A 12,217-nucleotide genomic window follows, 5' to 3' on the forward strand; every position below is an offset into this window, starting at 1 on the left:
TTCCGGGTCCGAGGAGCCGGGGGTCAGCTCTCGGGGCGGTCGTCCACACCCGGCAGCTGCTCGGTCGGGACCGAGTCCGTCGGGGCGGCACCGTTGGCGGTGGACGCTCCGTTGGTCAGCGCCAGCTCCCTGGGCGACAGGACCGGCGGGCGGGTCGACGGCGTACGCCGCGACGAGCCCGTCCAGGCCGGACGCGCGGGGCGCCGCACGATCGGGGCGAAGATCTCGGCGATCTGCTCCTTGCCCAGCGTCTCCTTCTCCAGGAGCTGCAGGACCAGGTTGTCGAGGACGTCACGGTTCTCGACCAGGATCTCCCACGCCTCGTTGTGCGCGGTCTCGATGAGCTTCTTGACCTCTTCGTCGACCAGCGCGGCGACCTCTTCCGAGTAGTCGCGCTGGTGCGCCATCTCACGGCCCAGGAACGGCTCCGTGTTGTCGCCGCCGAACTTGATCGCGCCGAGCCGCTCGGTCATGCCGTACTGCGTGACCATCGCGCGCGCGGTGGCCGTGGCCTTCTCGATGTCGTTCGCCGCGCCCGTCGTCGGGTCGTGGAAGACGAGCTCCTCGGCCGCGCGCCCGCCCAGCATGTACGCGAGCTGGTCGAGCATCTCGTTGCGCGTGGTCGAGTACTTGTCCTCGTCCGGCAGCACCATCGTGTAGCCGAGGGCACGGCCGCGCGACAGGATCGTGATCTTGTGGACCGGGTCCGAGTTCGGAGACGCCGCCGCGACCAGGGCGTGACCGCCCTCGTGGTACGCGGTGATCTTCTTCTCCTTGTCGGACATGATCCGGGTCCGCTTCTGCGGGCCCGCCACGACGCGGTCGATCGCCTCGTCCAGCATGTTGTTGTCGATCAGCTTCTGGTTGCTGCGCGCCGTCAGGAGCGCCGCCTCGTTCAGCACGTTCGACAGGTCGGCGCCGGTGAAGCCGGGGGTGCGACGGGCGACGGCCGAGAGGTCGACGTCCGGGGCGACCGGCTTGCCCTTCTGGTGGACCTTGAGGATCTCCAGACGGCCCTGCATGTCCGGACGGTCGACGGCGATCTGGCGGTCGAACCGGCCGGGGCGCAGCAGCGCCGGGTCGAGGATGTCGGGCCGGTTCGTGGCGGCGATCAGGATGACGCCGCCCTTCACGTCGAAGCCGTCCATCTCGACGAGCAGCTGGTTGAGCGTCTGCTCGCGCTCGTCGTGGCCACCGCCGAGACCCGCACCGCGGTGCCGGCCGACGGCGTCGATCTCGTCGACGAAGACGATCGCCGGGGCGTTCGCCTTGGCCTGCTCGAAGAGGTCGCGCACACGCGAGGCGCCGACACCGACGAACATCTCGACGAAGTCGGAACCGGAGATCGAGTAGAACGGCACGCCCGCCTCGCCCGCGACGGCGCGCGCGAGGAGCGTCTTGCCGGTGCCGGGCGGGCCGTACAGCAGCACGCCCTTGGGGATCTTGGCGCCGACGGCCTGGAACTTCGCCGGCTCCTGGAGGAACTCCTTGATCTCGTGGAGCTCCTCGACGGCCTCGTCGGCCCCGGCCACGTCCGCGAACGTCGTCTTCGGGGTGTCCTTGGTGATGAGCTTCGCCTTGGACTTCCCGAAGTTCATGACCCGGGAGCCGCCGCCCTGCATCTGGTTCATCAGGAACAGGAAGACGACGACGATGAGGACGAAGGGGAGCAGCGAGAGCAGGATCCCCACGATCGGGTTCTGCTTGGAGGGGGAGACCGTGTAGCCCTTGGTCAGATCCCCGCTGTCGAACTTGCCCTGCAGCTTGTTGGCCAGGCTCGTACCCTGGGCGTCGCCGATGTAGCTCGCCTGGATCTTGCCGCTGCCCTTGACCTTCTGGCCGTCCTTGAGGTCGACCTTGATGACCGACTCGTCGCCGGTGGTGATCTTGGCCTGTTCGACCTGGTTCTTGTCGATCGCCTGGACGACCTCGGAGGTGTCCACCGTCTTGTAGCCGCCCGACGAGCCGACGACCTGCATCAACACGACCACGGCGAGGACGGCCAGCACGATCCACATGACCGGCCCACGGAAGTATCGCTTCACGTCCATCCATACGGAGCGAGAACGCCCCGTCCCTCCTGCCCGTAGGTAAATGCTGCTGTGAGTAAAGACTGTTCTTCGGACGGTACCCCAGCATTGTCACCCGCGGCCGCAAGGGACGGCTGGCAAACCCGCCTTCCCAAGCTCCAACGCGGGAAGGGGGCTCTGGGTTCCCGGCCGGGTTGCCGGCTCAGCCGCCGTAGACGTGCGGAGCGAGCGTCCCGACAAACGGGAGATTGCGGTACTTCTCGGCGTAGTCGAGGCCGTAACCGACGACGAATTCATTCGGAATGTCGAACCCGATCCACTTCACGTCGATCGCGACCTTTGCGGCATCCGGCTTACGGAGCAGCGTGCAGACCTCAAGGGAGGCGGGCTCGCGGGATCCGAGGTTGGAGAGCAGCCACGACAGGGTGAGGCCCGAGTCGATGATGTCCTCGACGATCAGGACGTGCTTGCCCTTGATGTCGGTGTCGAGGTCCTTGAGGATCCGCACGACGCCGGAGGACTGGGTGCCCGCGCCGTAGGACGAGACGGCCATCCAGTCCATGGTGACCGGGGTGGACAGCGCGCGCGCCAGGTCCGCCATGACCATCACCGCGCCCTTGAGGACGCCGACGATCAGGAGGTCCTTGCCCGCGTACTCCGCGTCGATCTTCGCGGCCAGCTCGGCCAGCTTGGCGTCGATCTCTTCCTTGGTGATGAGCACCGACTGGAGGTCGGTGCCCATGTCCTTCTCGTTCACCCGGGCCACTTTCGTTGTACGTACGTGAGCTCAGCTCTGCCGGATGACCAGTCTGCCACCCTGGCGCCGCGCTTCGACGCGCCCGGGGAGGTTGATGGCCCGCTGGCCGCGCCAGCCCGTGATCAGGCGGTCGACCTCCTCGACATGGCGGGCGAAGAGCGAACCGGCGGGTGAACCGGCGTCGATGAGCGACGTGCGCAGCACCCGGCGCCGGACGGCGGGGGGCAGCGTGTACAGCTTCTGGCACACCAGCTCGCCCGCGTCGTCGCGGACGGAGGCGTCGGCGTCGGCGGCCCATGCGTCCAGGGCGTCGGCGTCGTCGCGGGAGAGCTCGGCGGTGCGGGCCAGCGCCTCCACGACGCCCTTGCCGAGCGCCTTCTCCAGGGCGGGCAGCCCTTCGTGGCGCAGCCGCGAACGGGTGTAGGCGGGGTCCGCGTTGTGCGGGTCGTCCCAGACGGGCAGCGACTGGACGAGGCAGGCCTTGCGGGCGGTCTGCCGGTCGATCTGGAGGAACGGGCGGCGGTAGCGGCCGCGCGTACCGGAGACGGCGGCCATGCCGGACAGGGAGCGGGTGCCGGAGCCGCGGGCGAGGCCGAGCAGCACCGTCTCCGCCTGGTCGTCGCGGGTGTGGCCGAGCAGGATCGCGGCGGCGCCGTGGCGCTCTGCGGCGGCGTCCAGGGCGGCGTAGCGGGCGTCCCGGGCGGCGGCCTCGGGCCCGCCCTCACGGCCCACGTGCACGGTGACGGCCTCTACGGGGTCGAGGCCGAGCGCGGTGAGCCGGACGGCGACCTCGGCGGCGCGCAGGTCCGAGCCGTGCTGGAGGCCGTGGTCGACGGTGATGGCGCCCGCGCGCAAGGAGAGCTTGCGGGATTCGAAGGCGAGGGCGGAGGCGAGCGCCATGGAGTCGGCGCCGCCCGAGCAGGCGACGAGGACCAGCGGGTCGCTCACGCGGCCCTCGCGCGCGTGGTCGCGGGGTGTTTCGGGGGAACGGGGAGCTTCGGGGATGTCGTGGGGTGCGACGGCCGCGTCCTGGAGGACGAGCGCGTCGCGCAGTACGTCGTGGAGTACGCGGCGGACCGCCAGGCGTATCGCCGCGACCGCAGGATGGGGACCCATGTCCGGTGCCCTTCGGTGAAGTTGGGGGGTGCCTCGGGACGAGGGAAAAGATCGGTCACACAGAGTGCGTAGATGGTGACAGAACCGAGCCGTTACCCGAGCATTGCACGCCTACCCATGCCCTACGGTCCCTCGGATGGGTGATCCTGCGCATTTCCGGGGGACACCAGTGGGCCCCGGGCCCATGGGTACCGTCGGCGCTGTTGTGGTCAGCCCTCCGTCTTGCGGTGCACCCGCGCGACCCAGTCCGCCGGTTTGGCGATCTCCGCCTTGGTCGGCAGTGTGTTCGGCGAGGTCCACACCCGGTTGAAGCCGTCCATGCCGACCTGCTCGACCACCGCCCGTACGAACCGCTCGCCGTCGCGGTACTGGCGCAGTTTCGCGTCGAGCCCGAGCAGCTTGCGCAGCGCCTGGTCGAGCCGCGAGGCGCCCTTGGCGCGCCGCTGCTGGAACTTCTCGCGGATCTCCGCGACCGAGGGCACGACCTGCGGCCCGACCCCGTCCATCACGAAGTCCGCGTGCCCTTCGAGCAGCGACATCACGGCCGTGAGCCGGCTCAGGATCTCCCGCTGGGCGGGCGTCTGCACCAGCTCGACCAGGGAGCGGCCGCTGTCGCCCTCCTCGCCCTCGGGGCGGCTGCCGGTGAGCGACTGGGCGGCCTCGCGCAGCCGCTCCAGGACGGTCATCGGGTCGACCTCGGTCTCGCCGAGGAATGACTGGATTTCGCCCTCCAGATGGTCGCGCAGCCAGGGCACGGCCGTGAACTGGGTGCGGTGGGTCTCCTCGTGCAGACAGACCCAGAGCCGGAAGTCGTGCGGGTCGACGTCGAGTTCGCGCTCGACGTGGACGATGTTGGGGGCCACGAGCAGCAGCCGGCCGCCGCCGTCCGCCCCGGCGGGCAGCTCCCGGGTGGCGGGTGCGAACGTCTCGTACTGACCGAGGACGCGCGAGGACAGGAAGCTCAGCAGCATCCCGAGCTCCACGCCGGTGACCTTGCCGCCGACCGCGCCGAGCACGGCGCCGCCCGGGCTGCTCCCCCGGCGCTCCTGCATCTTGTCGAGCAGCGGCTTCAGGACCTCCCTGAAACCCGCCACGTTGGCCTTGACCCAGCCCGCCCGGTCGACCACCAGGACCGGGGTGTCGGCCGGTTCGGCGCCCTCCGGGATCATCCGGGTGAACGCCCGCACATGTTCCTCGGCGGACTTGGCATGCCGGCGCAGCTCGGCGACGACGGCCCGCGCCTCGTCCCGGCTCACGTCGGGGCCCGGCCTCACCAGTCGGGTCGCGGTCGCCACCGCGAGGTTCCAGTCGACCATCTCGGCACCACCGATGCTCGTCATGCGTCAACCGTACGTTGTCCCCTCCTCCAGGGGAGGAGGGATGACGCCGGGCAGTTACGACGCGGGGCTCGGCGAGCCGCTGCGGCAGCCGCATCCGGCGAGGCGCGCGGCCAGCCGGTCGAGGGCGCGCTGGGCAGGGTCGGGGCCCGGGGTGTTCGCGGCCAGGAAGGCGAACGCCAGGAGATGGCCGTCGGCGTCGACGACCGTACCGGCGAGGGTGTTGACGCCGGAGAGCGTGCCGGTCTTGGCGCGGACCAGGCCCGTGCCGGACGAGCCCGCGCCGAAGCGGGCGCGCAGGGTGCCGGTGAACCCGGCGACCGGCAGCCCCGTCAGGACCGGGCGCAGCTCCGGACGGCCCGGGTCGGCGGCGCGCGCGAGGAGCCGGGTCAGCAGCTCGGCGGTGACCTTGTCGTCGCGGTCGAGACCGCTGCCGTCGGCGAACCGGGCGGCGGCGGCCTGCGGCAGGTCCAGCTTGGCGAGCCGGTCGGCGACCGCGCGCGAGGCGCCCTCGAAGGAGGCGGGCTGCCCGGCCGCGACGGCCGTCTGGCGGGCCAGCGCCTCGGCGATGTCGTTGTCGCTGTTCGTCAGCATCCGCTCGACCAGCGAGGACAGCGGCGCCGACAGCGTGCGGGCGACCTCGGCGGCGCCCTGCGGGGCCGCGGCGGGCCGGGGCGCGGCGGCCGTGATCCCCCGCTCCTTGAGCAGCGCCGCGAACGTACGGGCGGTGTCCCCGGCCGGGTCCCCCGTGCGCGGCGCGGGCCCGCTGTCGGAGCCGTCCGTACGCCCCTCGCCGGTCATCAGCGCGACGACCGGGGCGAGGTTCTCGTTCGGGCCGATGGGATGCGTCTCGGGGCCGCTGTAGCGCGAGACGTCGTACGTGAGGGCCGCCTCGGTGACGCCCCGGCCGCGCAGCACGCGCGCGGTGGTGTCCGCCAGGGCGCGCAGGCCGTCCTTGTCGAGCGTGGGGTCGCCGCCGCCGACGAGGGTGAGCGTCCGGCCGTCGGCCGGGGCCACGACGGTCGTCGCGATCCGGTGGTCGGGGCCGAGGGCGGAGAGCGCGGCGACAGCGGTGGCGATCTTGACGGTGGAGGCGGGCGTCATGGCGGCGTCCGCGCGCTCCCCGTAGAGCTGCTTGCCGGTCGCGGTATCGAACACGGCCGCGGCGGGCTGCGGGCCGAGGCCCGGCGCGTTCAGCAGCGGGGCGAGCGCCTGGGGCAGCCCGTCCTCAGAGGCGCCCGCAGGGGCGCTCAACGCGGCGAGCACGCCCCTCGCACTGGGCGCGGGCGCCGGTGCGGGGGGCGCCTGGCCGTGATGTGCGCCACCTGTCCGCTCACGGGCGCCGGCCCGGACGCGCTCGGCCGTACGCTGGCCGGAGTCCCATGGACCGGCCGCAGCCACCGCTCCGGCCGCCAGTGCCAGGCCTGCGGCAGCGGCACCCGCCATGAGCTGCCACGTCTTGGGTCCCGGCACCGAGGACCAGCCCCTTTCGCGATCACACACCTGCGTGAGGGACACTTAATCACCAGAACTGCGTCTTGCCGCGAACATGGCACACCGGGTCAGCACCGGCGGCCCATCCGGCTGAGTGTCCCGGGTCCGCCCGGGGGACGCAGGAACCGTCACAGCATGTGCTGATCATGGAGGAGAGCCACCCGTGGAGTTCGACGTCACCATCGAGATCCCGAAGGGTTCGCGGAACAAGTACGAGGTGGACCACGAGACCGGCCGGATCCGCCTGGACCGTCGACTCTTCACCTCGACCAGCTACCCGGCCGACTACGGCTTCGTCGAGAACACCCTCGGCGAGGACGGCGACCCGCTGGACGCGCTGGTCATCCTGGACGAGCCGACCTTCCCGGGCTGCCTCATCCGCTGCCGCGCCATCGGCATGTTCCGCATGACCGACGAGGCGGGCGGCGACGACAAGCTGCTCTGCGTGCCGGCCTCGGACCCGCGCGTGGAGCACCTGCGCGACATCCACCACGTGTCCGAGTTCGACCGCCTGGAGATCCAGCACTTCTTCGAGGTCTACAAGGACCTGGAGCCCGGCAAGTCCGTCGAGGGCGCCAACTGGGTCGGCCGCGCCGAGGCCGAGGAGGAGATCAAGGCCTCCTACAAGCGCCTTGAGGCGCAGGGCGGCGCGCACTGACGCGCCTTTGATCCACCACAGCGGGCGGTGCACCTTCCGGGGTGCGCCGCCCGCTGTCGTATGTGGTCATGCGCGCCCACATACTGGGCACACGCATACGTACTGAAGGGGCTGGAGGGAGGCACGGGGTGGCTGAGCAGCAGGCCGGGGCCGAGGACCGCAAGCCACCGTCCGACGAGGCGCGCAGCGCGTTCTCGCCCCCCGAGGGGGTGGAGCAGCCCGCACCGCCGGAGGAGGACGCGCCGACCTCCGAGTTCGCCCTGCCCGCCGGTGTCCCCGAGCCCGAGCCCGTCACCGAGCAGCCCGCCTCCGCCTTCGCGCCCCCGAGCACCTACTCGGCCCGCGAGGCGCCGTCCGCGCTGATCACCACCGCCGGGCTGCCGCTGGTGCGGCTCTCCAAGGACGCGCCCTGGCAGGACCGGATGCGCACCATGCTGCGGATGCCGGTGGGCGAGCGGCCGGTGCCCGAGTCGCCCCAGCGCTCCGACGAGACCGGCCCCGCCGTGCCGCGCGTGCTGGACCTGACCCTGCGTATCGGCGAGCTGCTGCTCGCGGGCGGGGAGGGCGCGGAGGACGTCGAGGCGGCGATGTTCGCCATCTGCCGCTCGTACGGCCTGGACCGCTGCGAGCCGACGGTGACCTTCACGCTGCTGTCGATCACGCATCAGCCGTCGCTGGTGGAGGACCCGGTCACGGCGAACCGGACGGTACGCCGCCGGGGCACCGACTACACGCGGCTCGCGGCCGTGCACCGCCTCGTCACGGACATGACCAACGCCGAGGAGCACGACGTCTCGCTGGAGGAGGCCTACCGCCGCCTCGCCGAGATCCGCCGCAACCGGCACCCGTACCCCGGCTGGGTCCTCACCACCGCGGCGGGCGGCCTGGCCGGTGCGGCCTCGGTGCTGGTCGGCGGCGGCGTGACGGTGTTCCTGGTGGCGGCGGCCGGCGCGATCCTCGGCGACCGGCTCGCCTGGCTGTGCGCGGCGCGCGGGCTGCCGGAGTTCTACCAGTTCGTGGTGGCGGCGATGCCCCCGGCGGCGATGGGTGTGGCGCTCAGCCTGCTCGGCTGGGATCTGCGGCCCTCGGCGGTGATCACCGGTGGGCTCTTCGCCCTGATCCCCGGGCGGGCGCTCGTGGCTGCCGTCCAGGACGGCCTGACCGGCTTCTACATCACCGCCTCGGCCCGCCTCCTGGAGGTCGCCTACTTCTTCGTGGCGATCGTGATCGGCGTGCTCACCGTGTTGTACGGGGGGCTCCAGGTCGACGCCAAGCTGAACCCGGAGGGGGCGCTGAGCCCCATCGAACGGCCCGTCGTGCAGACGCTCGCGTCGATGGTGCTGTGCCTGACCTTCGCCGTACTGCTCCAGCAGGAACGATCCACCGTGTGGATCGCGACGGTGAACGGCGGGATCGCCTGGGTGATCTACGCGTCGATCGCGGTCACCGCGAAGGGGTCGCCGATCATGGCGACGGCGGTGGCGGCGGGGCTCGTCGGCCTGTTCGGGCAGCTGCTCGCGCGCTACCGCAACACGTCCGCGCTGCCGTACGTGACGGCGGCGATCGGGCCGTTGCTGCCCGGTAGTGCCACGTACTTCGGCGTCCTTGCGATCGCGCAGAACCACCGTGACGTGGGGCTTGCCAGTATCGCCAAGGCGGCGGCGCTGGCGATGGCCATCGCCATCGGGGTGAATCTCGGGAGCGAGATGTCCCGGATGTTCCTGAAGGCGCCGGGAGCGGAGGCCCGGCGGGCGGCCAAGCGGACGCGGGGTTTCTGACGGTCGTTCGACTGCGGGCCGTCGTGGGCTGGTCGCTCCCCCAAGCTCTCGACTCCGCTCGAACAGGGGGGACCCCCACCGCGGCGGAGCCGCAAATGTCACAGCCCCGCGCCCCTGTAGGGCGCCCAGTACCGCACGAGCAGCCACAAGGTTGCCCGGCCCGACATACGCGCGCGTCAGCGCTTCGCGTGCCGCCTGCGCTGCGGCGGGCGGGGCTGCGTCGTCTCCGACCGGGCCTGGGCTCCCGGGCCCGCCTTCTTCGCCTTGCCGCGGGCCCGTAGGAACTCGATCGCGATCGGGATCACCGAGATCAGCACGATCGCGACCAGCATCAGCTCGATGTTCTTGTGGACGAACTCGACGTTGCCCAGCGCCGCGCCCAGCAGCGTCACGCCCGCGCCCCACAGCGCGCCGCCGATCAGGTTGAACGTGATGAAGGAGCGGTAGTTCATCCGGCTCACGCCCGCGATGATCGGCGTGAAGGTCCGGACGATCGGTACGAAGCGGGCCAGGACCAGGGACTTCGGGCCGTACTTCTCGAAGAACTCGTGGGCCTTCTCCACGTTCTCCTGCTTGAACAGCTTGGAGTCCGGCCGGTTGAACAGGGACGGGCCGACCTTGCGGCCGAACAGATAGCCCACCTGGTCGCCGAGCACGGCCGCGGCCACGACCAGCAGGCACACCAGCCACAACGGGGTGCCGATCTTGCCGGTGGTGACCAGCAGGCCGGTGGTGAAGAGCAGCGAGTCGCCCGGCAGGAAGAAGCCGATGAGCAGGCCCGACTCGGCGAAGACGATCACCAGCAGACCGGCCAGCCCGAAGGACGTCAGCAACTGGTCGGGGTCCAGCCAGCTCGGACCGAGTGCGAGGTTGGTCACGGGTTCCGGGCTCCTGGGTCAGGGGTAGGGAGGCGACAAGTGCGTAAGCGCGCGTTGACGGGCCAAAGTTATCAACGCGTTCGGCTCAATCCAGGTTCCGGAGTGCGCCTGGGGATGCGCTGTGCTCTGACCGGTACAAAGCTGTGTCCCAGGATCTCCCCGCAGGACCCCGGCAGGACCCCCAGGAGGAAGACGAAGATGGGCATCGAGGATTTCGGCGGCGGGCAGGGTGCGCAGTCCGACGTACTGGTCGTGACCACGAACGACGTACCCGGCTATCAGGTCCAGCAGGTCATCGGCGAGGTCTTCGGCCTCACCGTGCGCTCCCGGCACATCGGCAGCCAGATCGGGGCCGGCCTGAAGTCGATGATCGGCGGTGAGCTGAAGGGGCTGACGAAGACCCTGGTGCAGACCCGGAACCAGGCCATGGAGCGGCTGGTGGAGCAGGCACGCGCGCGTGGGGCGAACGCGGTCCTCATGATGCGCTTCGACGTCACGGAGGCGGCCGACGTCGGCACGGAGGTCTGCGCGTACGGGACGGCCGTGGTGATCACGAAGCTCTGACGCGAGGGGATCACGGGCCGAACCCGGCCGAGCCGAGCGGAGCTACCCGAAAGGACCGGACATGGCGCTGCACCGAGGCGGCGACAAGGACCAGGAGCGCGACAAGGAGGGCGGGCGGCTCGCCCTCAACCCGTTCTACGGGGACGCCGACCCGGTCGGCTCCATGACGTCCGCGCCGCCCCGGCACCGGCTGCCGGACCGGCCGATGGTCCCGTCGACGGCGTACCAGATCGTCCATGACGAGTTGATGCTGGACGGCAACTCCCGGCTGAATCTGGCCACTTTCGTCACCACCTGGATGGAGCCGCAGGCCACGGTGCTGATGGCGGAGTGCCGCGACAAGAACATGATCGACAAGGACGAGTACCCGCGTACGGCCGAGCTGGAGCGGCGGTGCGTGGCGATGCTCGCGGATCTGTGGCACGCGCCGGACCCGGCCGGGGCGGTCGGCTGCTCGACGACGGGGTCGAGCGAGGCGTGCATGCTGGCCGGGATGGCCCTGAAGCGGCGCTGGGCGAAGAAGAACGCGGACCGCTATCCCGGCCGGGACGCCCGTCCCAACCTGGTGATGGGCGTCAACGTCCAGGTCTGCTGGGAGAAGTTCTGCGCCTTCTGGGAGGTCGAGGCGCGCCAGGTCCCGATGGAGGGCGGCCGCTTCCACCTCGACCCGCAGGCCGCGGCCGAGCTCTGCGACGAGAACACGATCGGCGTGGTCGGTGTGCTCGGCTCGACCTTCGACGGATCGTACGAGCCGATCGGGGAACTCTGCGCGGCGCTCGACGCGTTGCAGGAGCGTACGGGGTTGGATGTGCCGGTCCATGTGGACGGCGCGTCCGGGGCGATGGTGGCGCCCTTCCTGGACGAGGACCTGGTGTGGGACTTCCGGCTGCCCAGGGTCTCGTCGATCAATACGTCGGGGCACAAGTACGGGCTCGTGTACCCCGGGGTGGGCTGGGCGCTGTGGCGTTCGGCGGCGGAGCTCCCGGAGGAGCTGGTGTTCCGGGTGAACTATCTGGGCGGCGACATGCCCACGTTCGCGCTGAACTTCTCGCGGCCGGGGGCGCAGGTGGTCGCGCAGTACTACACGTTCCTGCGGCTGGGGCGGGAGGGGTTCCGGGCGGTGCAGCAGACCACGCGGGACGTCGCGCGGACGCTGGCGGCGGAGGTGGAGGCGCTGGGGGACTTCGAACTGCTCACGCGGGGCGACGAGTTGCCGGTGTTCGCGTTCACGACGGCCGCGGAGGTGAAGCGGTACGACGTGTTCGATGTGTCGCGGCGGCTGCGGGAGCGGGGGTGGCTGGTGCCCGCGTATACGTTCCCGCCCAACCGGGAGGATCTGTCGGTGTTGCGGGTCGTGTGCCGCAACGGGTTCTCTTCCGACCTTGCGGCGATGCTGGTGGAGGATCTGGGGCGGTTGCTGCCGGAGCTGCGGCGGCAGTCCGGTCCTTTGGACCGGGATGAGTCGGTGGCTACCGCGTTCCACCACTGAGCCGCGCGCTCGGCGGGGGGCGTGGTCGTTTGGCTGCGGGCCGTCTTGGGCTGGTCGCGCAGTTCCCCGCGCCCCTTATCGGGTGCGCTTTGGTCTGCGAGCCGGTGGGGCTGGTC

The 12,217-nt window shown here is 71.0% G+C and carries 10 protein-coding genes; 4 read left to right on the forward strand and 6 right to left on the reverse strand.

Annotated elements, in window-relative coordinates:
- Positions 1–23: 23 nt before the first annotated feature.
- The 5 genes from ftsH to dacB all read right to left on the reverse strand — a co-directional run bounded on the left by ftsH (position 24) and on the right by dacB (position 6,686).
- Positions 24–2,051 (reverse strand): ATP-dependent zinc metalloprotease FtsH, encoded by a 2,028-nt coding sequence (gene ftsH / locus ACGFRG_RS29075; protein WP_361431304.1) that lies wholly within the window; start codon positions 2,049–2,051, stop codon positions 24–26.
- 181 nt (positions 2,052–2,232) lie between these two features.
- Positions 2,233–2,772, reverse strand: coding sequence for a hypoxanthine phosphoribosyltransferase (hpt, locus tag ACGFRG_RS29080; protein ID WP_067161225.1), 540 nt, complete (start codon positions 2,770–2,772; stop codon positions 2,233–2,235).
- A gap of 45 nt (positions 2,773–2,817) precedes the next feature.
- Positions 2,818–3,903 (reverse strand): tRNA lysidine(34) synthetase TilS, encoded by a 1,086-nt coding sequence (gene tilS, locus ACGFRG_RS29085; protein WP_393268640.1) that lies wholly within the window; start codon positions 3,901–3,903, stop codon positions 2,818–2,820.
- Between the two features lie 209 nt (positions 3,904–4,112).
- Entirely contained in the window at positions 4,113–5,243 is a 1,131-nt protein-coding gene (locus ACGFRG_RS29090; protein ID WP_361431309.1) for a zinc-dependent metalloprotease, read from the reverse strand.
- 54 nt (positions 5,244–5,297) lie between these two features.
- Entirely contained in the window at positions 5,298–6,686 is a 1,389-nt protein-coding gene (dacB, locus tag ACGFRG_RS29095) for a D-alanyl-D-alanine carboxypeptidase/D-alanyl-D-alanine-endopeptidase (protein ID WP_393268802.1), read from the reverse strand.
- A 211-nt stretch (positions 6,687–6,897) separates the two neighbouring features.
- On the opposite strand from dacB, the gene ACGFRG_RS29100 reads away from it, so the two are divergent.
- Both ACGFRG_RS29100 and ACGFRG_RS29105 read left to right on the forward strand, forming a co-directional pair.
- Positions 6,898–7,392 carry an inorganic diphosphatase gene (locus ACGFRG_RS29100; protein ID WP_101389400.1) on the forward strand — a complete coding sequence of 165 codons (495 nt, stop codon included), beginning with the start codon at positions 6,898–6,900 and terminating at the stop codon, positions 7,390–7,392.
- A gap of 128 nt (positions 7,393–7,520) precedes the next feature.
- Positions 7,521–9,170 carry a threonine/serine exporter family protein gene (locus ACGFRG_RS29105; protein ID WP_393268645.1) on the forward strand — a complete coding sequence of 550 codons (1,650 nt, stop codon included), beginning with the start codon at positions 7,521–7,523 and terminating at the stop codon, positions 9,168–9,170.
- A 176-nt stretch (positions 9,171–9,346) separates the two neighbouring features.
- On the opposite strand, the gene ACGFRG_RS29110 is transcribed toward ACGFRG_RS29105, so the two are convergent.
- The gene (locus tag ACGFRG_RS29110; protein WP_361431315.1) at positions 9,347–10,048 is read right to left on the reverse strand and encodes a VTT domain-containing protein; all 702 of its coding nucleotides are present in this window, start codon (positions 10,046–10,048) and stop codon (positions 9,347–9,349) included.
- Positions 10,049–10,246: 198 nt separating this feature from the next.
- Here ACGFRG_RS29110 and ACGFRG_RS29115 point away from each other — a divergent pair, with 198 nt between their 5' ends.
- Positions 10,247–10,612, forward strand: coding sequence for a YbjQ family protein (locus ACGFRG_RS29115; RefSeq protein ID WP_188272907.1), 366 nt, complete (start codon positions 10,247–10,249; stop codon positions 10,610–10,612).
- Positions 10,613–10,673: 61 nt separating this feature from the next.
- Positions 10,674–12,101 (forward strand): glutamate decarboxylase, encoded by a 1,428-nt coding sequence (locus ACGFRG_RS29120; RefSeq protein ID WP_361431317.1) that lies wholly within the window; start codon positions 10,674–10,676, stop codon positions 12,099–12,101.
- Positions 12,102–12,217: the final 116 nt, after the last annotated feature.

Source organism: Streptomyces sp. NPDC048696, from assembly GCF_043198895.1.
GTDB lineage: Bacteria > Actinomycetota > Actinomycetes > Streptomycetales > Streptomycetaceae > Streptomyces.